Source organism: Gellertiella sp. DMC107, from assembly GCF_056313605.1.
This window is the reverse complement of the sequence record NZ_JBQUZZ010000001.1, coordinates 93,752-114,945: the sequence shown is the minus strand read 5'-3', so window position 1 is coordinate 114,945 and position 21,194 is coordinate 93,752. Positions and strand designations below refer to the sequence as shown.

Genomic DNA, 21,194 nt, shown 5'->3' with positions numbered 1-21,194 from the left:
ACCAAAGTCTAATTCCTCGCTTGTCCATGGCTCTTTCCGGTGCAACAACTATCCGCGACAGCAAACGGGAGTCGCGGATATGGAAGCAGCGGAAATCGGTCTGATCGGCCTTGGTGTCATGGGTTCGAACCTGGCGCTCAACATTGCGGAAAAGGGCAACCGGATTGCCGTCTTTAACCGCACCGGGGCTGCCACCGACGCCTTCATGGCCTCGGCGGGCGATCTGGCCGACCGGATCGTTCCCTGCCATACGATGGAGGCGTTCGTCGCCGCCATCCGTCCGCCCCGACCGATCATCATCATGATCAAGGCGGGCGATCCCGTCGACCAGCAGATGACCGCGCTTCAGGAATATCTCCAGGCGGGCGACATCATGATCGATGCGGGCAATGCCAATTTCCGCGATACGATGGCCCGCTTTGCCCGGCTGAAGGATACGAGCCTGACCTTTATCGGCATGGGCGTTTCCGGCGGCGAGGAAGGCGCGCGGCACGGTCCCTCGATCATGGTCGGCGGCACGGAAGAAAGCTGGAAGCGGGTCGAACCGGTGCTCACATCCATTGCCGCCCGCTTCGATGGCGAACCCTGCGCGGCCTGGCTGGGCACCGACGGGGCAGGGCATTTCGTCAAGACGATCCACAACGGCATCGAATATGCTGACATGCAGATGATCGCCGAAATCTACGGCATCTTCCGCGACGGTCTCGGCAAGCCGGCGGCTGCGATCGCGGAGACTTTCGACGGGTGGAATCGGGGACGGCTGAATTCCTACCTGATCGAGATCACCGCCGGCGTGTTGTCCGCCAAGGATCCCCTGTCTGGCGGGGCCATGGTGGACATGATCCTCGACAAGGCCGGCCAGAAGGGCACGGGCAAGTGGTCTGTCATCGAGGCGCAGCAGATGGGCATTCCCGCGACCGCCATCGAGGCGGCCGTCGCGGCGCGCAGCCTGTCTTCCCAGAAGGCCGAGCGGGAGGCGGCGGCGGCAGTCTTTGGCGGCGGGCATGCGGAATTCACGCTGTCCGGCGGGCCGGGCCTGACCGAAGATCTCGAGCTTGCGCTCTTCGCAGCCAAGATCGGCGCCTATGCGCAGGGTTTTGCCGTCATGGCGGAAGCGTCGCGCGAATTCGGCTGGAACCTGCCCATGCCCACCATTGCCCGCATCTGGCGGGCGGGCTGCATCATCCGCTCGCAGTTCCTGGACGAGATCACCAAGGCCTTCACGGCCATGCCCGATGCGCCGAACCTCATCCTCACGCCGGCCTTTGCCGAGATGCTGAAGCAGTCTCTGCCGTCGCTCCGGCGCGTGGTGGCCGCTGCCGTGGCTTCAGGCCTTCCGGTTCCCGCGCTTTCCTCGGCGCTCGGCTATTTCGATGCCTACCGGCAGGCGCGGGGCACGGCCAATCTCATCCAGGCGCAGCGGGATTTCTTCGGCGCGCATGGTTTCGACCGCATCGACGGGCGGGATTTCCACCACGGTCCCTGGGGGAGCGGATTGCAGGATTTCGCCAACCTCTGACGCTTCAGACGTCGTCGGCAAAGCTCGGCTGATAGAGGGTCTGGAGGCTTTCCGGCGCTGCCCCGCCAATGCTGGCGAGAACGGCGCGGGCCAGTTCCATGCCGGCGGCGCGGATATCCTCGTTGGCAGCGATGATTTCGGGGCGGATCCATTTCAGCAGATCGGAATTCTGCTTGGAAACCAGATCCACGTCGCGGCCGAGCGTCTTGCCGGCCGCTTCGAGGCCCGCAACCATGGCAATGGTGCAACCGCCTGCCATGGAGATCAGCCCATCCGGTGCATTCGGCCCGGACATCAAAGCCCGGGTCGCATCATGGATCGCCGTGAGGGGAGACTCCACCGTGACGCTGTCGAACAGCACAGGTTTGGCCTGATAGAGCGATAGCCCGTCCCTGTATCCCTTGATGCTGTGGTTCGTATAGGACAGTTGCGCATCGGGCAGGATGATGGCGATGTTTTTGCGTCCCCGTGCGACGAGGCGGCGCACGGCCTCGCGGGCAAAGGTTTCGTTGTCATAGTCGTGAAAGGGATGCACGATCCCCATGTTGGTGCGCCCATGGGTGGCGAAAGGCATGCCACGCTCTTCCATCAGGGCCACGCGGGGATCGTTGGGTTCCGTGCGCGAGATGATCACGCCGTCCGCAGACCCGGTGTCGAGAATATAGCGGATCGGCACCATCGGATCGCGCGCCGAGGCATGGGGCGTGATGACGAGGTGATAGGGTGTGCCCGTCAGCACCTCGGAAATGCCGAACACCATGTGGTTGGTGAAGCCCATCAGCTCTTCCTCGATGGAGAGCACGAGCGCGATCACATTGGTCTTGCCGGTTCTCAGGCGTACACCGGCGCGGTTCGGCTGGTAGCCGATCTGGCGCGCCACGAGCCGCACGCGTTCCTTCGTATCCGCGCCGATATCGGGCGCATCCTTGAGCGCCCGCGATACGGTGGTAATCCCCAGTCCCGTCATGAAGGCGATGGTCTTCAGCGTCGGCCGTTCCCGCGCCCCATCCTTCAAGTCCCCGCCGTCACGCATCTCATTCCCTGCCTCACCGGACCTTGTCGATGAAAGTCCGCTTCTTCTCTTCGTCTATCCGAATTTGCCCCATCTGGAAACTGGAGGTCGACTGCATCGTTCCATCGAATAATTACTGTAACGATACAGTAGATTTGTCGAGGGCAATTGTGGATAAGCGCCGTGGTTGCAATGCAGCGCCGTTCTCTGGTGCATTGCGAGAACAACTGACGCGTTAGTGGTGACCATGGTGATCACCAACGGTGTGCTGCAACGATATAGTTTGGAAAATCAGAAGCTTGATGCCGCATGGACAACAGCCTTTGTCGTAATCCTGCCTGTCGGTGACCGAGGCGGGGATGCGCTCTTAAGATGTATAGTTTGGTGCAGCAATATTTTTTGGACGCACCCGTTGCGTCATGATGCGCTTTCGCCTAGCTTTTTACGGCAACGTTACAGTTCGGGAGGAACTCAATGACAATCCGTTTCACCGCGGCCATTCTCGCCGCGAGCGTGCTGCTCCCCGTCGGGGCTGCGCATGCCGTCGATCTTGAAGTCACGCATTGGTGGACGTCCGGCGGGGAGGCCGCGGCGGTTGCAGAACTTGCGAAAGCCTTTGATGCGACAGGCAATAAATGGGTGGATGGCGCGATTGCCGGCGGCGGCGATACGGCCCGTCCGATCATGATCAGCCGCATCACCGGGGGTGACCCCATGGCTGCCACCCAGTTCAACCACGGTCGACAGGCCGAGGAGCTCATCGAGGCCGGCCTCCTGCAGGACCTGACGGACGTCGCCGATCAGGAGCACTGGAAAGATATCATCCGCCCGGCCTCGCTGCTCGATGCCTGCACCAAGGACGGCAAGGTCTATTGCGCGCCGATCAACATCCACTCCTGGCAGTGGATGTGGCTTTCCAATGCCGCCTTCGAGAAGGCGGGCGTGCCCGTGCCGAAGGACTGGTACGAATTCGAAAAGGCGGTTCCCGCGCTTGAAAAGGCCGGCATCGTGCCGCTCGCCGTCGGTGGCCAGAGCTGGCAGTCCAAGGGTGCCTTCGACGTGATGGCGATTGCGCTCGCCGGCATCGACACCTGGAAGAAGGTCTATGTGGAAAAGAATGCCGAAGCGGCGATGAGCCCCGAATTCGGCAAGGTCTGGGCGGCTGCCGCCAAGGCCCGCGAATGGTCTAAGGATACCAAGGTCCAGGACTGGAACCAGGCCACCAACATGGTCATAACTGGCAAGGCTGCCGCGCAGATCATGGGCGACTGGGCGCAGGGCGAGTTCCAGGTGGCGGGCCAGACGGCTGGCAAGGATTACACCTGCCTTCCCGGTCTGGGCGTGAACGAGATCATCTCCACCGGGGGTGATGCCTTCTACTTCCCGAAGCTCAGCGACCCGGAAAAGACCAAGGCACAGCTGCAGCTTGCGTCCGTCATGCTCTCCAAGGAAACGCAGGTCGCCTTCAACCTGAAGAAGGGCTCTGTTCCCGTGCGTGGCGACGTGGATCTCAATGCGGCCAATGACTGCATGAAGAAGGGTCTCGACATTCTCGCCAAGGGCAATGTGCTGCCCGACAGCACGATGACGCTTTCGCCCGATACGACCAATCAGTTGCAGGACGTCATCGTGCAGTTCTGGAACACCCCTTCCATGACACCCGAAGAAGGGCAGAAACGCTTCGCCGATATCATCGCGCAGGCGGATTGACCGCCTGACCGTCGGATGTGGATCGGCCTGACCGCCATGGCCGGCCGCTCCGACCGGCCGGGCCGGCGGCAGAAGGCGGGGAGCCCTTTCCCCGGCCTTCTCCGCTCGGCCCGCCTATCGGGAAACCGGATCGCCTGCATCCTGGCTTCAGGGGGCGGTCCCGATGTCATGACAGGGGAGGTCTCATGAACGAACCCGGCCCTGGCGCGCGTGGAAACCCAATGTTCCGCTATGCCGCCGCCAAAATCGCAAGCCTGCCGATGATCCTGACGGCGCTCGTCGTTTTCGTCGGCGGCACGGCCTGGACGGTCGTCTATTCCTTCACCAATTCCAAACTGCTGCCGAAGCTGAATTTCGTAGGGCTCGATCAATATCGGCGCCTCTGGGCGAACGAGCGCTGGCTCGTTTCCGTCGAGAACCTGTTGGTCTACGGGATTTTCATGCTGATCTTCTCGCTTGCCATGGGTTTCGTGCTCGCGGCGCTGATGGACCAGAAAATCCGCTTCGAAAACACCTTCCGCACCATCTTCCTCTATCCCTACGCGCTGTCCTTCATCGTCACGGGCCTTGTCTGGCAGTGGATCCTCAACCCGGATTTTGGCGTGCAGCACGTGGTGCGCAGCCTTGGCTTCGAAAGCTTCACCTTCGACCCCCTCTATGACCAGGAGATCGTCATCTACGGCATCCTGATCGCAGCGCTCTGGCAGGGCACGGGGCTCATCATGTGCATCATGCTGGCAGGCCTCAGGGGGATCGACGAGGATATCTGGAAGGCATCGCGCGTCGACGGCATTCCTGCCTGGAAGACCTATGTCTTCATCATCATTCCCATGATGCGGCCGGTCTTCATCACCGCGCTGGTGCTGATCGGCGCCGGCATCGTCAAGGTCTATGATCTCGTGGTTGCGCAGACCGGCGGCGGGCCCGGCATCTCCTCGGAAGTGCCAGCCAAATATGTCTACCAGAACATGTTTTACGCCCAGAATCTCGGTCAGGGCTTTGCCGCTTCCACCATGATGCTGCTTTCGGTCGCCGTTCTGGTGGTGCCCTGGGCCTATCTCGAATTTTCAGGAGGGCGCCGCCATGGCTGAGGCCGCCATTCACCCGGTTGCGCTCGAAGGGCCTCAGGGCCGCCGACCGAAGAGCCTGCTTTCACCGCGCCGCATCGTTATCTACGGCCTGCTGCTCGTTGCCGCCTTCTACTATGTCCTGCCGCTCTACGTGATGATCGTCACGTCGTTGAAGGGCATGCCGGAAATCCGGCTTGGCAATATCTTCTCGCCGCCTGTTGAAGTCACCTTCGAACCCTGGGTGAAGGCCTGGTCGCAGGCCTGCACGGGCCTGAATTGCGACGGCCTCTCGCGCGGCTTCTGGAATTCGGTGATCATCACCATACCGAGCGTGCTGGTTTCCATCGTGGTGGCCTCGGTCAATGGCTATGCGCTCTCCAACTGGCGCTTCAAGGGCTCGGATCTCTTCTTTACCATCCTCATCATCGGCGCCTTCATCCCCTATCAGGTGATGCTCTATCCGATGGTGATCATTCTCCGGACCATGGGCCTCTATGGCAGTCTTTCCGGGCTGATCGTGGTGCATACCGTCTTTGGCATGCCGATCCTCACGCTGCTCTTCCGCAACTATTTCACCGCGCTTCCGCCCGAGCTCTTCAAGGCAGCGCGCGTAGATGGGGCGGGCTTCTGGGGCATTTATGTCCACATCATGCTGCCCATGGCGATCCCGATCATGGTGGTCGCGATGATCCTGCAGGTGACGGGCATCTGGAACGACTTCCTTTTCGGCGTCGTCTTCACCAAGCCGGACTACTACCCGATGACGGTGCAGCTCAACAACATCGTCAATTCCGTGCAGGGCGTGAAGGAATACAACGTCAACATGGCCGCCACCATCCTCACCGGGGCCGTGCCGCTCGCCGTCTATTTCCTGTCCGGCAGATATTTCGTGCGCGGCATTGCCGCAGGCGCAGTGAAGGGCTGAATTTATCCATGAATACCAGCGTATCCATCAAGAACCTGTCCCTCGATTTCGGCGCGGTGAGCGTGCTGAAGGCGCTCGATCTCGATATTGCCGATGGCGAATTCCTCGTGCTGCTCGGCTCGTCGGGCTGCGGAAAATCGACGCTGCTCAACTGCATCGCAGGCCTTCTGGAGCCGACCGACGGACAGATCTTCATCAAGGGGCGGAACGTCACCTGGCTGGAGCCCAAGGATCGGGGCATCGGCATGGTCTTCCAGTCCTACGCGCTCTATCCGCAAATGACGGTCGAAAAGAACCTCTCCTTCGGGCTGCGTATTGCCGGCATGGCAAAGCCGGAAATCGAGAAGCGCGTGGCGCGCGCCGCGGAGATCCTGCAGATCGGGCCGCTTCTGAAGCGCAAGCCGGCGGAGCTTTCCGGCGGCCAGCGGCAGCGGGTTGCCATCGGCCGGGCGCTCGTCCGGGACGTGGACGTGTTCCTCTTCGACGAGCCGCTCTCCAACCTCGACGCCAAGCTCAGGGCGGAGCTGCGCGTGGAACTCAAGCGCCTGCACCAGTCGCTGAAGAACACGATGATCTACGTTACCCATGACCAGATCGAGGCCCTGACGCTGGCCGACCGTATCGCGATCATGAAGAACGGCGTGATCCAGCAGCTCGATACGCCCGACGTGATCTATCACGCGCCCAAGAACCTCTTCGTGGCCGGCTTCATCGGCTCGCCGTCGATGAACTTCCTGAAAGGGGCGATATCCGTGGTGGACGGCCACGCCTTCTTTGAGACGGGCAGCGCGCGGCTGCCGCTCGATGCCTATCGCGCAAGCGAGGCACTGGCACCCGGCCGCGCCGTTGTGCTCGGCGTGCGGCCGGAGCATATCCGTGTCAACGAAGAGCGGGAGGGCGATCCTGTCCGGGAGGCGGTGGTCGATATCGAAGAGCCGATGGGGGCCGATAACCTGCTCTGGCTGAAGCTCGACGGGCACGTCCTCTCGGTACGCGTCAACGGGGCGCGCCGCTTCAAGGCCGGCACGCCGGTGCGCCTGTCCTTCGACATGAGCATGGCCTCGCTCTTCGATGCCGCCACGGAACTCCGGATCTGAGGCCGTGGCGATGGATCATCACTTCCCGGTGACACATCTGGACCTTGCGGGCCGCTGGCGCCTTGCCTCGGTGGACGGGCGGCATGAAGCCCAAATCACCATTCCCGGCGACGTGCATTCGGCGCTGGAGGCGGCGGGCATCATTCCCGATCCCTATCACGGCGATAACGAGAAGCGGGTGCAGTGGGTGGCCGAAACCGGCTGGATCATCGAACGGGTCTTCACCCTGCCTGAGGTCTCCGGCCACTGGTATCTCGATCTCGACAGTGTGGACACCGTCGCGACGGTGAGCCTCAATGGCACGGTCGTGCTCGAGGCCGACAACTGCTTCCGCCGCTACCGCCCCGATGTGAGCGCCGCCCTGCAGCCCGGTGAAAACCGCATCCGCTTCACCTTTCCTTCGAGCATCGAGGAGGGCCGGAAGCGTCATGCGGCGCAGCCCTTCGACGTGCCGTGGCTGGAGATGAATTCGCCGATCCCCTATGGCAACATGCTGAGGAAGCCCCAGTGCCATTTCGGCTGGGACTGGAATATCGCGCTCGCGCCGCTCGGTCTCTATGGCACGGTGGCGCTGAAGCGGCTCGATCCCTGCCGCATCGAGCATGTCACCACAGCCCAGCAATTTCAGGCGGATGGCCGCGTTTTCCTCACGGTTTCGGTGACGACTTACGCTGCGGAAGCCGGTCACGCGCCGGTGACATTGACGCTGGGGGAGGAGAGCGTCACGCTCGATGTCCAGCTTGCCGTCGGCGAGACCATCCTTACCCATGTCTTCACGGTCGAGAAGCCTGACCTCTGGTGGCCCGCGGGCTCCGGCCCACAGCCGCTGACGCCCCTTTACGTGACCGCCGGGGGAGAGACGGTGCAGAGAGAGATCGGCTTCCGGCATGTGGACCTGATCACCACGCCCGATGCCGCAGGCAGCCGCTTCGCTCTTGCCGTCAATGGCCGGGAAATCTTCTGCAAGGGAGCGAACTGGATACCCGCCGACGCCCTCTTTTCCCGCACCAGCCCCGAAAAGACCGAGGCGCTGCTGCGTTCGACCGTCGATGCCAACATGAACATGATCCGCATCTGGGGCGGCGGCTTCTATGAGGCGGACTGGTTCTACGAGATCTGCGACCGGCTGGGCCTCATGGTTTGGCAGGACTTCATGTTTGCCTGCAATCTCTATCCTTCGACGCCCGACTTTCTGGAGAATGTGCGGGCGGAGGTGGATCATCAGGTGCGCCGGCTCGTCACCCATCCTTCGATCGTGCTCTGGTGCGGCGATAACGAACTCGTCGGAGCGCTGACCTGGTTCGAGGTGTCGCGCAAGAACCGCGACCGCTACCTCGTTTCCTATGACCGGCTGAACCGGACCATCGAGACGGCGATGAAGACGGCGGCGCCGGATGCGATCTGGTGGCCTTCGAGCCCGGCCTCCGGCTATCTCGATTACGGCGATGCCTGGCATGCGGACGGATCGGGCGACATGCATTTCTGGTCCGTCTGGCACGAGAACAAAAGCTTCGACCACTACCGCAGCGTCAAGCCGCGCTTCTGCTCGGAATTCGGCTTCCAGTCCTATACGTCCATGCCGGTCATCCGCCGCTTTGCCGAGGAGAAGGATCTCAACATCGCCTCGCCGGCGATGGAACGGCACCAGAAAAACAAGGGCGGCAACGAACGGATCGCGGGCACGCTCTTCCGCTACTTCCGATTCCCGGTGAATTTCCGCAGTTTCGTCTACCTCAGCCAGGTGCAGCAGGCGGTGGCGATCCAGACGGCGGTGGACTATTGGCGGTCGCTGAAGCCCCATTGCATGGGCACGCTCTACTGGCAGCTCAACGATACTTGGCCGGTCGCCTCCTGGGCGAGCCTCGATCACGGCGGCGGCTGGAAGGCACTGCACCATGCGGCGAAACGCTTTTTCCAGCCGGTGCATCTGGCCGGCGTGCCGGAGGAGGGCGGGTTCCGCTTCACCATGATCAACGATACGGACCGGCCCGTCCGGATTACGGCCAGGCTTTTCGCCCTGACCCTTTCCGGCGAACGGCTGCCGCTTGGCGAAATGTCCCGAGAATGCCCGACCGACCAAGCGCTGGAACTGGGCTTCCTGCATCGCGCAAAGCTGCCCGAGGATTGCGTGCTGGCATGGCAATTCACCGCATCGAACGGCATGACCGGGGAGGGCCATCTGGTGGCCGAGACCTGGAAGGCGCTCGATCTCCAGCCCTCCGGGCTGGCCGCAACCGCCGCTCGGGACGAGGATGGGAGCTGGGTCTTGGATGTCACCGCAAGGGGACTGGCGCTCTTCGTCATGGTGGAGAGCGATAGTCCGGGTCGGTTCAGCACCAATCTTTTCGATCTCGCCGCCGGCGAAACGCAGCGCATCCGCTTCACGCCCGACGATCTCCGTGAAGGCGCGGTCCCCGCCTTCACCCTTCACGACCTCTATTCCAGCCAGGCGGCGAGTGCCGCCTGACCATCCTTTCGCTCCCGAGATGACCCAAGGACAGAACAATGACCAAAGCCAGTTTCCAGCTCTATAGCGCCCGCAACTTCCAGCCTTTTTCCGATGTCTTCGCCACGCTCGCTTCCGCCGGCTATGCCGAGGTGGAAGGCTTCGGCTTCATCTATGAAGGCATGAATGACGGGGAGCTCTCCGCCCTGCGGGCCGATCTCGACCGCCATGGTCTGGCCATGCCGACCGGACATTTCTCCCTCGACATTCTGGAGAGCAATCCCTCTCGCGCCATCGAGATTGCCCGGGCGCTGGGGTTCGAGAGCGCCTATTGCCCCTGGCTGCCGCCGGAGCATCGCCCGACGAGCGCGAAAGGGTGGTTCGAGCTGGGGCGGCGGCTGGAAAAGGCCGGCGCGCCGCTGGTCAACGCCGGGCTGGATTACGGCTGGCACAATCACGATTTCGAATTCGTACGTTTCGAGGATGGAACGACCGCGCAGGAGCATCTCTTCAAGGGCGGTCCCTCGCTTTCCTGGGAAGCGGACATTGCCTGGATCGTTCGCGGCGGGGCCGATCCCTTCGAATGGATCGAGCGGATGGGGGATCGCATCACCTCCGTGCATGTGAAGGACATCGCGCCTGCCGGCGAGAAGGCGGACGAGGACGGCTGGGCGGACGTGGGCGACGGCATCGTCCCCTGGGCAAAGCTCATGCCGGCCTTGAGGAAAACGCCCGCCCGTCATTTCATCATGGAACATGACAATCCCAACGATCTCAAGCGCTTCGCGACGCGCTCCATCGCAGCCTTCCAGTCCTTCTGAACAGGGTAAAATACCATGACCAAGACCTATGGCGTCGGCATCATCGGATGCGGCAACATCTCGACCACCTATTTCTCGCTGGCGCCGCTCTTCAAGGGGCTGGAGGTGCGGGCCTGCGCCGACCTGAACCCGGCAGCGGCAGAGGCCCGCGCGGCGGAATATGGCGTGCGCGCCCAGACGATCGACGAATTGTTGGCCAATGACGAGATCGACGTGATCGTCAACCTCACCATTCCCGATGCCCATTATGCGGTGACGAAGCGGATTCTCGAGGCTGGCAAGCACGCCTATTCGGAAAAGCCGCTGGTGCTTTCGCTGGAGGAGGGGGAGGATCTCCGCCGCATCGCCACCGCGAAGGGCCTGGCGGTGGGCTGCGCGCCGGATACGTTCCTCGGCGGGGCGCATCAGCAGGCGCGTCGGTTCATAGATGCGGGCGGCGTCGGCAAGATCACGTCGGGCACCTGCCATGTGATGGGTCCCGGCATGGAAATGTGGCATCCGAGCCCGGACTTCTTCTTCCTGCCGGGCGGTGGGCCGATCCTCGACATGGGGCCCTATTATATCGCCAACCTGATCAACCTGATCGGCCCGGTGAAGCGGGTGGCAGCCCTCACCAACATGGCGCGCGAGAGCCGTACCATCTCCAGTGAGCCGCGCAAGGGCGAGGTCATCCCGGTCAAGACCCCGACCAACATCCACGCGCTTCTCGAATTCCAGAGCGGAGCGACCATTACCCTCTCGGCAAGCTGGGATGTCTGGGCGCATCGCCACGCCAATATGGAGCTCTACGGCACGGAAGGCTCGATCTTCGTGCCGGACCCCAACTTCTTTGGCGGCAAGCTGGAGGTTACGGCCGCTGGCGCCGAGACGCGGACTCTCGATCCGTGGGACCATCCTTTCGGCCGGTTCAACCAGGATCATCTTCACCTCGGGCCGCTTGCCAACTACCGCACGGCCGGTCTTGCCGACATGGTCGCGGCTCTGGAGACGGGCCGTGATGCTCGCTGCTCGCTGGATCGCACCTTGCATGGCGTGGATGTCATGACGTCGATTTTGAAATCGGGCGCGGAAGGCCGTTTCGTCGAGATGACGACAACGTGCACGCAGCCAGCGGCGCTGGGCATTGCCGAAGCGCAGGCCCTGCTGAAGTAACCCGAGGTAAGGGCGCATTATCCCTGGGGATGCGCCCCTTTCTCGGCATGCAAAATCGCCGGAGGCTGCAAATGCCCGGTCGAATCTTGCGGCGGCGGCGTCAGATGTCCACAGCGGCTGGCAGTGTTTCCGGCTCCCGGTTTTCGGCCCGCCGCCCTTCGAGCAATGCCTGTTCGAGGCCTTGCAGCAGCCACTGACCGGCTTGCTGACGCGCCGCAGGGTCGGCGTAGAGCAATGACTCGGCATTTGCGGCGTCGGACGGCGCAGATGCCGGTAAAGCGGCCTTTCGGCGGGGCCAGCGGGTGCAGATCATGTAAACGCAGCCAAACACCGTCAGACAGGGCGTGACGATCATCAGCGCCTTGATCCAGTCCGGCGATACCATATAGATTTCCGTGGGATCCATCGGTTTCTTCCCCCTCTCGACAGAGTGAAGTCACCGGAAGCCACAGGAGGCGACCGGTGACCGGGAGCTAGAAAAACCGCTATCCAACGGCCGCCCCGGCTTTTAAACCGAAGTTCTGGACATGACCGGGGCCTCCCGGCCGATAGGCAGGAAAGCTAAAAGGTTCGGGACGCATCTTTCAAGATGCGACCATGGGATAGCGAGGTTTTCTAAGCCCCGGGATGCGAGATTTTGCCCGCATCCTGAAGGAGAGGTTAGCAGAAGCAAAATATCAGTCAATTCTTTATTAGATTTATTCCGGGCGACTGCGGGTTACACTCCCGCAGGTCCGGAAAACAGCCGGTCCCCGGCACGGAGGCCGGGGCAAGGGCCAGTCACGGCGAGGATAGCGCGCCTGACCCGCCAGATGTTCAGGCCCCGGGCTTCTTGTAGGACGGATCGGGCTTCCAGCGGATGGTGCTGCCGTCGATGACGGGCACATGAGTGCCGGACGCCATGCCGGGCTCCTTGTGCACCAGCGTGATCCGGTCGCGGCTGCCCTTGAAGGTCAGGTCCCAGGTGTCGTCGCCCGTTTTCGTCAGCGTGGCATCGCTCAGGCCGATCTCCTTCGTGGCGTCGGGAGAATAGCGCGAGATGGAGAGATCATTCGTGGTGGTGATGGTGTCATGACCATCGCCCTCGGCGAAAATCAATCCAATAGCGCCCTTGCTGTCCCGCGCATGCAGGACAAAGTTATCATTGCCCCTGCCGCCCACTATATCGCCTATCCTGTCCGCCGTAATGGTGATCGTATCATTGCCCGCGCCGCCGAGAACGCCGTAAACACCACCGAAGCCACGTTGGGACGGATTGCCCGTTATCGTGATCGTATCGTTTCCTGCGCCGCCATTGATGTCCATGACGACCTCGCCACTCATCGACATTTCGTCATCGCCATAGCCGCCATAGACATCCCAGATACGCTTTGCATCAATTTGCAGCTGGTCATTGCCGGAACCCAGATCGACATGAGATGTGTGTTCGCCTGATGTCAGCGTGACCCTGTCGTCGCCGCTGCCTGCGAACACGTCGGAAATGAAATCCCCGGACTCCGCCGTGATGCGGTCATTGCCGCGTCCCGCGTCGACCCCGAGGATCCGGCCATCCGCCTTGATGGTAATCCCGTCATCACCGAAACCGCCGGTGACGTCGGTGACGGTGCCGCTGCGCGTCGTATCCTTCAGAATCTGGTCCAGCGATTGATCCATCCTGGCCGTGATGGCGATCTCGTCGTCGCCGGCATTGCCGTCGACATGCTCGACCACATAGGCGTTGACCGTAACCTTGTCATTGCCCTCGCCGCCAGCAATTTCAGACGCATAGGAAGCCGTAACCTTCAACGTGTCGTCGCCGTCGCCGCCATAAACCGTGTCGGCCAGCTGCTCGGCATCGACGGTGATCGTGTCATTGCCCGCGCCTCCGTGAATGCGGGTGACACTGCCGCTGTCGAGAGCGTCGAGGCCGGGCTTTGCGGTGGCAAGGCCGGTTGCCTTCACCGCAATCGTGTCGTCGCCGGCTCCGGCGCTGATATAGTCGATCCGGTTGCCCGAGAGTGTCAGCTTGTCCGCACCCGCAGTGCCGTAGACCTTGCCGATTTCCGCCCGGTCGACCGTCATTGTGCGGCCCGTGCCGGTCGCGCCGGCTGAGACGGCGGGTCGCGCGACCGCGCCTTCCTTGCTGGCCCGCAGTTCCATGACCAGACGGGAAATGTTGGCGACGAAGCTCTGGTTCTCGTCGAAATCGGAACTGGTCAGGGTCGGAATGCGACCCGGTTCGAAAGGAGGGGTTTCCGTCAGAAGGGATTTCAGAATTTGCGTGGAATTGCGAAGCATGGTTTCGCGCGCGGAGGCGCCTGCAACAGTGGTCATCGAACAGCTCCATCAATTATATGAAAGAAATAAAATTCGTATATTTGGAAATTAACACGTATATGCTTAATGAAAGGTTAACGGTTGCAGGTGCGCGCCCGTTCTCGCGTGTAGCCGGTTGTTCTCAGCGGAAAGGCGCGGTGCGGGCGGGCAGGGCGGGGACGTCGATCGGGGCCGGGGGCAGGCCCGCACGGGCGCGGTCCGCCATCAGGCGATAGGCATTCTCCAGATGCCGGCAGAAGCGCTCCGCATCGAACAGGGGCGTACGGAAGCGGTTATCTTCCAGTCGTGCCTTCAGGTCGGTCGCGCCAGAGGGTGACCGGGCGATAGAAGCGGCAAGGCGGACGAAAGCGGCCGCATCCTCCGCGACCAGGTCGGCAAGGCCGATGGCGTGGAGAAGGCTTTCCGAGACGCGACCGGCAAAGGTTTGTCCCCGCATGGTGATGACGGGAATGCCGGCCCACAGCATGTCCGACGTGGTGGTATGGCCGTTGCAGGGAAAGGTGTCGAGCGCCAGATCGACCACCTGCGCACGGGCGATATGGTCCACATAGGCGCATTTCTTCAATGGGTGGATGCGGCTGCCGGCAATGCCGCGCCGTTGGAAGGCCGCTGTGACCGAGGGCTCGGCCATCACGGCGAGATGGGCCTCGGGAGCCTCCTTCAGCAATGCGGCCCAGAGGTCGAGAGTGTAGGGGGTAAGCTTCTTCGGGCTGTTGAAGGAGCCGAACAGGAAGGTATTTTCCGGCAGGCCGAGTGCGGCGCGGCCAAGGGCCGGCGGACGTGGACGCAACAGGGTTTCGTTCGGCTGGTAGGTTTCGGGCAGGCGGCAGAAGTGTTCGTGGAAATAGGGGGCGCTCGCTTCCGGCAGGGTAAAGTGGTCGCCCAGAATGTAATCGCAATCGACCCCCACCGCGGAACCCGGAAAGCCGAGCCAGGCCACCTGCACCGGGGCAGCCTGCCGGTTGAAGAGCGCGCAGCGATGGTTTGCCGTATAACCCTTCAGGTCGACAAGAATATCGATGCCACGGCTGCGGATGAGGGCTTCGGCGGCCTGATCGTCAAGCCGGTCGATGGGCACGACAGTGCCCCATGTCGTCCGCCCGCCGCCGTCGAAGGCGCGGAATCGGTCCGGCGTATTGCAGAACAGGACGATCTCGAATTGCTGCCGGTCGTGCAGTGTCAGGACTTCGCCGAGTAGCCGCATGGTGGCATGGTCGTCCCAGAAATCACCGCTGACATAGCCGATCCGGAGCTTGTCCGCCCAGGAATGGGGAGCCTTGTGACGACGGTCACGGCTTTCGGGGCTGGCCGGTTTCAGTTCATCGATATGAAGGGCTGCCTTCAGCAGCGCTTCGTCCTCCAGCCAGATCACCGCCCGATGCGGTTGTTCCGCCTCGAGCACGGCTGCACCCTTGCGGGCGATGTCGGCGCGCACGGCCTTTTCCTCCCGCTCGACGGTCGGGAAATCGCAGGCGTCCCGCGCCATACCCAGATGGGCGAACCGGAGATAAGGGTCGTCGGGCAGGAGAGCCCGCAGCTTGCAGGCAACGGAATAGTTGGCGGGATCATGCGGTTCTTCTGCGAGCAAACGGCTTGCGAGAAGAAGGTGCTCCAGCCGGTCGCTGGCGACCAGCCGGTGCTTTAGCGCCTTCACCATCTCGGCCTCGCCGCTTTTTTCGAACAGGTTGATCAGCACGAAGGCGAGGGCTGGCTCTTCCGGAAATTTCTGCAGGCCCCGCAAGGCAACTAGTTGCGCCTTGTCATGTTCGCCAATCTGCATCAGCAGTTCGGCCGCGCGGGCCGTCAGGGACGCGGCCCCGGCGCCGCCAAGCCCGGCGGCCGTTTCGAAAACATCGGCTGCCGCGCTGTGGTGACCGAGGGCGACCAGCGCCTCCCCGACAAGGGCAAGCACCGGCTCGCCGGCATCGGTTTCGATCATGGCCTGCAGCAGGGACAGAGCCTCCGCGGGACGCCCCGCATCCAGAAATGCGCGTGCCTTGCCGAGGCGTTTGTCGACCTTCAAGACTCGTCTCCAATTGCTAAAATACAGGAGACGAGCCTTAGGCGTCGAGCCTTGCGCCTTGCTGGAGCCTTAGGCCTTGCCGAGGCAATCGGCGAGCGAACCGGCGAGATTGCGCATCAGGGTGAAATAGAGGTCCGGACCCTCGGTCAGCGTGCCGCCCTCGGGGTCCAGCGTGCCGGATTTTGCCTGGCTCCCTTCCGTTACCACCGCAATCAGTTTCGGTTCGAATTGCGGTTCGGCGAAGACGCAGGTGGCGCCCAGGCTCGCAATCTTGTCATGAATTTCGGCTACGCGCGCCGCGCCCGGCGGCGTTTCCGGCGAGACGGTGATGGAGCCGGCAACCCTCAGACCATAGCGCTTCTCGAAATACTGATAGGCATCGTGGAAGACGATGAAGGGCTTGTCCTTCAGCGGGGCAAGCTGGTCTGCCAGCTCTCTGTCCAATGCATCCAGATTGGCATCCACCGCCAGAGCATTGGCGCGATACTGGTCTGCATGGGCCGGATCCGCCTTGATCAGCCTGTCACGAATTGTCTCCACCATGGCCGCCGCATTCTGGGGATCGAGCCAGAAGTGGAGGTCAAATCCGGCTTCCTCGTCATGGTCCTCATGGGCTGCCTCGCCTTCGTGTTCATGGTCATCGTGCGCCTCGAAGGCCCCGCCTTCCCGAAAGGGCAGCTTGGTCACGCCGGGGGCATCTTCCATCGCCACCACATCCGCGTCGGCGGCCAGAGATTGCAGCGGCTGTTCCAGAAAGTGCTCGAAATTCGGGCCAAGCCAGAACACCACCTTGGCATTTTCGATGTCCGATGCGTTGGAAGGCTTCAGGCTGTAGGTATGCGGCGATGCAGAACCGCCAACGATGAGCTTCGGTTCACCCACCCCTTGCATCACCGCCGCAACCAGCGAATGGAGTGGCTTGACCGAAACAGTCACGACGGGCGCTTCCTGTCCGCGCGCTGGCCCGCAAAGGAAAAGCGTGGCAGAGATGGCGGCTGTCAAAGCGGCGGCAGAAACGGAATGTCTTGATATCACCTTCGGGTCTCCATATGTAATGTTATTACATTCGTTGCGTTATGCTATAACGTGTGGCATAGGCTGTGGCAACGGGTCTGAAAGAGAAAAAATGCTGGATCGTTCAACGCCTGCCGGGCAGACACCATTGATCACGCTGAAGGGGATCGGCATTCGCCGCGCTGGCCGCTGGCTGGTGCGGGATGTCGGCTTTTCCATCCATCCACGCGAAATCGTGACACTTATCGGGCCGAACGGTTCCGGGAAATCCACAACGGCCAAGACCGCGACCGGCGTTCTCAAGCCCGATGAAGGCTGGGTGGAGCGCCGTCCCGGTCTGCGGATCGGCTATGTTCCCCAGAAACTTCAGGTCGACTGGACCTTGCCGCTGACAGTCCGGCGGCTGATGACGCTGACCGGTGCCCTGCCGGAGCGCGAGCTTCAGGCGGCGCTCGAGGCGGCGGGCATTGCCCATATGGCCGGTGCGGACGTGCAACATCTCTCCGGCGGCGAGTTCCAGCGTGCACTCCTTGCGCGCGCCATTGCGCGCAAGCCGGATCTGCTGGTGCTGGACGAGCCGGTGCAGGGTGTCGATTTCAACGGGGAAATTGCCCTTTACGAGCTCATCCGCCGGATTCGGGACGAGACCGGCTGCGGCATTCTTCTGATTTCGCACGACCTGCATGTGGTCATGGCGGAAACCGATACGGTGATCTGCCTCAACGGGCATGTCTGCTGCCGGGGCACGCCGGCATCAGTCTCGAAAAGCCCGGAATATTCGCGGCTTTTCGGTCAGCGGGCGGCAGGCACGCTGGCGCTGTACAATCACCAGCACGATCACACGCATCTGCCGGATGGCCGCGTGCTTCACGCCGACGGGCAAATTACCGATCACTGCTTTCCCGGCGACGGCCACCATCCCGACCATCAGCATGGGCCGGATTGCGGTTGCGGAGAGCCGCGGCTGCATCTGATGTACAAAGGCAGGCTTCAGCCAGAGGCTCCCTCTGCGAACGGGCAGGAGGGCAACGATGCTCGATGACTTTTTCTTCCGTGCCATGCTGGCAGGCGTCGGCTTGGCACTGACCACAGGCCCGCTCGGATGTTTCATCATCTGGCGACGCATGGCCTATTTCGGCGATACGATGGCCCATTCCGCGCTGCTCGGCATTGCGCTCTCGCTGCTGTTCAGCGTCAATCTCATGGTCAGCGTTTTCCTTGTGGCAGCGGCCATTTCGCTCCTGCTCATCCTGTTGCAGCGGCGCGGGGGGCTTTCGGCGGATGCGCTGCTGGGCATTCTCTCTCATGCCACCCTGGCGATCGGCCTCGTCATCGTGGCCTTCATGACCTGGGTGCGCGTCGATCTGATGGGTTTCCTTTTCGGGGATATTCTCGCGGTCTCCAAGGTTGATGTGGGCATCATCTGGGGCGGTGGCCTGGTGGTTGTCGGGGCGATTGCGCTGCTGTGGCGGTCGCTTCTTGCCTCAACGGTCAGTGCCGAAATTGCCGAGGCGGAGGGGCTCAATCCGGAGCGCGCCAAGCTTGCCTTCATGTTGCTGATGGCGCTTGTAATCGCCATTGCCATGAAAATCGTCGGCATTCTGCTGATCACATCTCTCCTGGTTATCCCGGCGGCGGCTGCCCGACGCTTTTCCGGCACCCCAGAGCGCATGGCGGTCATCGCCTCCATAATCGGCGCGCTGTCTGTCGTCGGCGGCCTTTATGGCTCTCTTCACTACGACACCCCGTCAGGACCTTCGATTGCCGTCGCCGCGCTGATCATCTTTCTCTTCAGTCTCCTTCCTTCCCCCATGGGGAAGGGCAACCATGCCATGGAAAGGGAGGGCCGCTCATGATGGCGCCTGCACTGACCAAGAACCAAAGTCTCGTTTTCGACGTGCTGACCCGCGCCGAACAACCGATCAGCGCCTACACGATCCTTGATCGTCTGCGCGATCACGGTTTTCGGGCGCCATTGCAGGTCTATCGCGCGCTCGACAAGCTCGTGGAGGCCGGCATGGTTCACCGGCTTGAAAGCCTGAATGCCTTTGTCGCCTGTGCGCATCGCAATGCGAGTTGCTGCGGAGGCCATGCCCACGGAACGGTGGCCTTCGCGATCTGCACGGGATGCGGCCAGGCAAGCGAGTTTCACGATACGGAAATCGACGGACGGCTGACCGCCTGGACGAGGGCCAGAAACTTCATGCCCGAAAAGACCACGATCGAAATCCGGGGTTTGTGCCAGGCCTGCGCCGCCTGAGGCGGCTTCAGATCCTGCGGAGGTCGCGGGCAAAGCTTTTCCAGTTTCTGACGTAGCTTTCAGCGGATTTCCTTAAACCGGAAGCTGCATTTTCGTCCAGCGTCCTGATGACCCGTGCAGGCGCGCCGACAATCAGCGAATTGTCTGGAAATTCCTTGCCTTCGGTTACCAGGGCGTTTGCCCCTACCAGGCAGTTACGCCCGATTTTTGCGCCATTCAGGATGGTTGCCCCCATGCCGACCAGCGAATTATCGCCAATGGTGCAGCCGTGAATGATGGCGTGATGACCGATGGTGCAGCCTTCGCCGATGGTCACCGGAAAGCCGGGATCCACATGCACCATCGTTCCTTCCTGGATATTGGTGCTGGCGCCAATCAAAATCGGCTCGTTGTCTCCCCGGAGCACCGCGCCGAACCAGATGCCAACATTCTCGCCCAACCGGACATCGCCGATGACATGGGCGTCTGGCGCGATCCAGTACTGTTCTTCCCCGGGTGTCTCCGGCGTTTTGTCGCCCAGCGCGTAGAGTGGCATGCGGAAGATCCTCCTTGCGGGTCTAGAGAATGAAGACACTGCGTCGTGCTATGCCATCGATGCCGAAATCGACCCGATCGCCGCGTTGCACCGGCCCCACACCCGCCGGTGTGCCGGTGAGGATAACATCGCCTGCGGCGAGGTCGAAGAGGCCGGACAGCGCCGAGACGATTTCGGGGACGCGCCATATCATGCTGGAAATATTGCCCGTTTGCCGTCTTTCCCCGTTGACGTCGAGCCACAGCACCGCGGATTGCGGGTGGCCGATCCGGCTGGCCGGCACCAGGGCGCTGCAGGGCGCCGAGTGTTCGAAGGCCTTCGCGACCTCCCAGGGGCGACCGGCTTTCTTTGCCTCCGCCTGTCGGTCCCGTCGGGTGAAATCGATGGCGACGGCATAGCCGAAGACGTGGTCCAGTGCGTTTTCAACGGGAATAGCCCGGCCTCCCACCTTCAACGCGACCAGCAGTTCCACCTCGTGGTGAACATCCTGCGAATGGGAAGGGTAGGGCATGTCGCCGGGCGGCGGCACCAGATTGTCCGGGTTCTTCTGGAAGAAAAAAGGCGGCTCGCGGTCCGGGTTGCCCCCCATCTCGATGGCGTGATCGGCGTAGTTGCGCCCGACGCAATAGACCCGGCGGACCGGAAAAAGCTGTTCGTTGCCATCGACGGGCAACAGGACGGGCGCGGGCACGCCATGGGTCAGTCGAGCGGTATCGGCGGTCATGCGGGCAATGTTCTCCAGGCGGATTCGGCGCGGTTCAAGGCCTTTGTCATTATGCCGATCCGCCGGCGGCTTGGAAGAGCTCGTTTGCCGGAGAGATGTTCACTTGCCGGTTGAAAAATCCTGAACATTTGCCGTGGGCGAGCGGAACGATCTTGAGTCCGACGCGTTCACGAAGTCCGGGCCCAACAATGGCCCTCCTCAGCGGGAATGGTCCCGCCCCAAGCAGGAATATGGAGGAAACTATCATGGCGAACAACCAGGGTGGAAACCAGTCAGGTGGCCGGTCGACCCGGGGCTTTGCATCCATGGATCCAGCCCGTCAGCGCGAAATTGCCTCGAAGGGCGGCATGTCTTCCGGCGGCAACTTCAAGAACGATCCGGCGCGCGCCGCTGCAGCCGGCCGCAAGGGTGGCGAAGCATCCGGCGGCAATTTCAAGAATGACCGCGAGCGCGCGGCACAGGCAGGCCGCAAGGGCGGTGAAGCCTCGCATGCCAGCCGGTAAGGCCTCAAGCGCCCCTGCTGGGCGCGCCAGACCGGCCCGGGTGGGCGAAGCTTGAAAGGGGGCCTTC

The 21,194-nt window shown here is 62.2% G+C and carries 19 protein-coding genes; 12 read left to right on the top strand and 7 right to left on the bottom strand.

The genetic code is table 11. The features are described from left to right. Positions 1-79 precede the first annotated feature (79 nt). On the top strand, positions 80-1,519 hold the full coding sequence (gene gndA / locus ACT54B_RS00520) for an NADP-dependent phosphogluconate dehydrogenase (RefSeq protein WP_476042017.1): 1,440 nt from the start codon (positions 80-82) through the stop codon (positions 1,517-1,519). A gap of 4 nt (positions 1,520-1,523) precedes the next feature. Here the strand turns inward: gndA and ACT54B_RS00515 are convergent, their stop codons facing one another. Further along, entirely contained in the window at positions 1,524-2,552 is a 1,029-nt protein-coding gene (locus ACT54B_RS00515; protein ID WP_476042015.1) for a LacI family transcriptional regulator, read from the bottom strand. A gap of 453 nt (positions 2,553-3,005) precedes the next feature. Between ACT54B_RS00515 and ACT54B_RS00510 the strand changes: the two genes are divergently transcribed. The 7 genes from ACT54B_RS00510 (at position 3,006) to ACT54B_RS00480 (ending at position 11,752) form a co-directional block, all read left to right on the top strand. Next, positions 3,006-4,241: an ABC transporter substrate-binding protein gene (locus ACT54B_RS00510; protein WP_476042013.1), complete on the top strand. Its 1,236-nt coding sequence runs from the start codon at positions 3,006-3,008 to the stop codon at positions 4,239-4,241. A 185-nt stretch (positions 4,242-4,426) separates the two neighbouring features. Next, on the top strand, positions 4,427-5,332 hold the full coding sequence (locus ACT54B_RS00505) for a carbohydrate ABC transporter permease (protein ID WP_476042012.1): 906 nt from the start codon (positions 4,427-4,429) through the stop codon (positions 5,330-5,332). After that, the gene (locus ACT54B_RS00500; protein ID WP_476042011.1) at positions 5,325-6,236 is read left to right on the top strand and encodes a carbohydrate ABC transporter permease; all 912 of its coding nucleotides are present in this window, start codon (positions 5,325-5,327) and stop codon (positions 6,234-6,236) included. The genes ACT54B_RS00505 and ACT54B_RS00500 overlap by 8 nt, the downstream gene beginning before the upstream one ends. Before the next feature lie 8 nt (positions 6,237-6,244). Beyond that, entirely contained in the window at positions 6,245-7,333 is a 1,089-nt protein-coding gene (locus tag ACT54B_RS00495) for an ABC transporter ATP-binding protein (RefSeq protein WP_476042009.1), read from the top strand. Positions 7,334-7,343: 10 nt separating this feature from the next. Further along, positions 7,344-9,800 carry a beta-mannosidase gene (locus tag ACT54B_RS00490; RefSeq protein ID WP_476043438.1) on the top strand — a complete coding sequence of 819 codons (2,457 nt, stop codon included), beginning with the start codon at positions 7,344-7,346 and terminating at the stop codon, positions 9,798-9,800. A gap of 38 nt (positions 9,801-9,838) precedes the next feature. Further along, positions 9,839-10,600 (top strand): sugar phosphate isomerase/epimerase family protein, encoded by a 762-nt coding sequence (locus tag ACT54B_RS00485; protein ID WP_476042007.1) that lies wholly within the window; start codon positions 9,839-9,841, stop codon positions 10,598-10,600. A 15-nt stretch (positions 10,601-10,615) separates the two neighbouring features. After that, a complete protein-coding gene (locus ACT54B_RS00480; RefSeq protein WP_476042006.1) occupies positions 10,616-11,752 on the top strand; it encodes a Gfo/Idh/MocA family protein in 1,137 nt (378 codons plus the stop codon). Positions 11,753-11,852: 100 nt separating this feature from the next. Here the strand turns inward: ACT54B_RS00480 and ACT54B_RS00475 are convergent, their stop codons facing one another. From ACT54B_RS00475 to ACT54B_RS00460, 4 genes are all read right to left on the bottom strand, one after another. Then, positions 11,853-12,158, bottom strand: a complete 306-nt coding sequence (locus ACT54B_RS00475; protein WP_476042004.1) for a hypothetical protein — start codon at positions 12,156-12,158, stop codon at positions 11,853-11,855. 410 nt (positions 12,159-12,568) lie between these two features. Next, positions 12,569-14,065: an autotransporter outer membrane beta-barrel domain-containing protein gene (locus ACT54B_RS00470; RefSeq protein ID WP_476042002.1), complete on the bottom strand. Its 1,497-nt coding sequence runs from the start codon at positions 14,063-14,065 to the stop codon at positions 12,569-12,571. Positions 14,066-14,189: 124 nt separating this feature from the next. Next, on the bottom strand, positions 14,190-16,091 hold the full coding sequence (locus ACT54B_RS00465; RefSeq protein ID WP_476042001.1) for an O-linked N-acetylglucosamine transferase, SPINDLY family protein: 1,902 nt from the start codon (positions 16,089-16,091) through the stop codon (positions 14,190-14,192). A 69-nt stretch (positions 16,092-16,160) separates the two neighbouring features. Beyond that, positions 16,161-17,123, bottom strand: coding sequence for a zinc ABC transporter substrate-binding protein (locus ACT54B_RS00460; RefSeq protein ID WP_476043436.1), 963 nt, complete (start codon positions 17,121-17,123; stop codon positions 16,161-16,163). Positions 17,124-17,220: 97 nt separating this feature from the next. Between ACT54B_RS00460 and ACT54B_RS00455 the strand changes: the two genes are divergently transcribed. Genes ACT54B_RS00455 through ACT54B_RS00445 form a run of 3 tightly spaced genes read left to right on the top strand, consistent with a single transcriptional unit; the run spans position 17,221 to position 19,365 of the window. Continuing rightward, on the top strand, positions 17,221-18,147 hold the full coding sequence (locus ACT54B_RS00455; RefSeq protein ID WP_476043434.1) for an ATP-binding cassette domain-containing protein: 927 nt from the start codon (positions 17,221-17,223) through the stop codon (positions 18,145-18,147). Continuing rightward, complete coding sequence (locus ACT54B_RS00450; RefSeq protein WP_476041999.1) at positions 18,137-18,961, top strand: metal ABC transporter permease; 825 nt, start codon at positions 18,137-18,139, stop codon at positions 18,959-18,961. Before ACT54B_RS00455 ends, ACT54B_RS00450 begins: the two co-directional genes overlap by 11 nt. After that, positions 18,958-19,365, top strand: coding sequence for a Fur family transcriptional regulator (locus tag ACT54B_RS00445; protein WP_476041997.1), 408 nt, complete (start codon positions 18,958-18,960; stop codon positions 19,363-19,365). The genes ACT54B_RS00450 and ACT54B_RS00445 overlap by 4 nt, the downstream gene beginning before the upstream one ends. 7 nt (positions 19,366-19,372) lie before the next feature. Here ACT54B_RS00445 and ACT54B_RS00440 read toward each other — a convergent pair whose 3' ends face one another. Together ACT54B_RS00440 and ACT54B_RS00435 are read right to left on the bottom strand one after the other, a co-directional pair. Then, a complete protein-coding gene (locus tag ACT54B_RS00440) occupies positions 19,373-19,900 on the bottom strand; it encodes a gamma carbonic anhydrase family protein (protein WP_476041995.1) in 528 nt (175 codons plus the stop codon). A gap of 22 nt (positions 19,901-19,922) precedes the next feature. After that, a complete protein-coding gene (locus ACT54B_RS00435) occupies positions 19,923-20,624 on the bottom strand; it encodes a fumarylacetoacetate hydrolase family protein (protein ID WP_476041993.1) in 702 nt (233 codons plus the stop codon). A 245-nt stretch (positions 20,625-20,869) separates the two neighbouring features. Here ACT54B_RS00435 and ACT54B_RS00430 point away from each other — a divergent pair, with 245 nt between their 5' ends. Next, positions 20,870-21,127 (top strand): con-10 family general stress protein, encoded by a 258-nt coding sequence (locus tag ACT54B_RS00430; protein WP_210297040.1) that lies wholly within the window; start codon positions 20,870-20,872, stop codon positions 21,125-21,127. Positions 21,128-21,194 lie beyond the last annotated feature (67 nt).

Coding starts and splice junctions, on each gene's coding strand:
- ACT54B_RS00495 (WP_476042009.1), top strand. CDS start 6,245: ATGAATACCAGCGTATCCATCAAGAACCTGTCCCTCGATTTCGGCGCG.
- ACT54B_RS00505 (WP_476042012.1), top strand. CDS start 4,427: ATGAACGAACCCGGCCCTGGCGCGCGTGGAAACCCAATGTTCCGCTAT.
- ACT54B_RS00470 (WP_476042002.1), bottom strand. CDS start 14,065: ATGACCACTGTTGCAGGCGCCTCCGCGCGCGAAACCATGCTTCGCAAT.
- ACT54B_RS00480 (WP_476042006.1), top strand. CDS start 10,616: ATGACCAAGACCTATGGCGTCGGCATCATCGGATGCGGCAACATCTCG.
- ACT54B_RS00450 (WP_476041999.1), top strand. CDS start 18,137: ATGCTCGATGACTTTTTCTTCCGTGCCATGCTGGCAGGCGTCGGCTTG.
- ACT54B_RS00490 (WP_476043438.1), top strand. CDS start 7,344: ATGGATCATCACTTCCCGGTGACACATCTGGACCTTGCGGGCCGCTGG.
- ACT54B_RS00430 (WP_210297040.1), top strand. CDS start 20,870: ATGGCGAACAACCAGGGTGGAAACCAGTCAGGTGGCCGGTCGACCCGG.
- gndA (WP_476042017.1), top strand. CDS start 80: ATGGAAGCAGCGGAAATCGGTCTGATCGGCCTTGGTGTCATGGGTTCG.
- ACT54B_RS00440 (WP_476041995.1), bottom strand. CDS start 19,900: ATGCCACTCTACGCGCTGGGCGACAAAACGCCGGAGACACCCGGGGAA.
- ACT54B_RS00445 (WP_476041997.1), top strand. CDS start 18,958: ATGATGGCGCCTGCACTGACCAAGAACCAAAGTCTCGTTTTCGACGTG.
- ACT54B_RS00510 (WP_476042013.1), top strand. CDS start 3,006: ATGACAATCCGTTTCACCGCGGCCATTCTCGCCGCGAGCGTGCTGCTC.
- ACT54B_RS00435 (WP_476041993.1), bottom strand. CDS start 20,624: ATGACCGCCGATACCGCTCGACTGACCCATGGCGTGCCCGCGCCCGTC.
- ACT54B_RS00485 (WP_476042007.1), top strand. CDS start 9,839: ATGACCAAAGCCAGTTTCCAGCTCTATAGCGCCCGCAACTTCCAGCCT.
- ACT54B_RS00515 (WP_476042015.1), bottom strand. CDS start 2,552: ATGCGTGACGGCGGGGACTTGAAGGATGGGGCGCGGGAACGGCCGACG.
- ACT54B_RS00475 (WP_476042004.1), bottom strand. CDS start 12,158: ATGGATCCCACGGAAATCTATATGGTATCGCCGGACTGGATCAAGGCG.
- ACT54B_RS00500 (WP_476042011.1), top strand. CDS start 5,325: ATGGCTGAGGCCGCCATTCACCCGGTTGCGCTCGAAGGGCCTCAGGGC.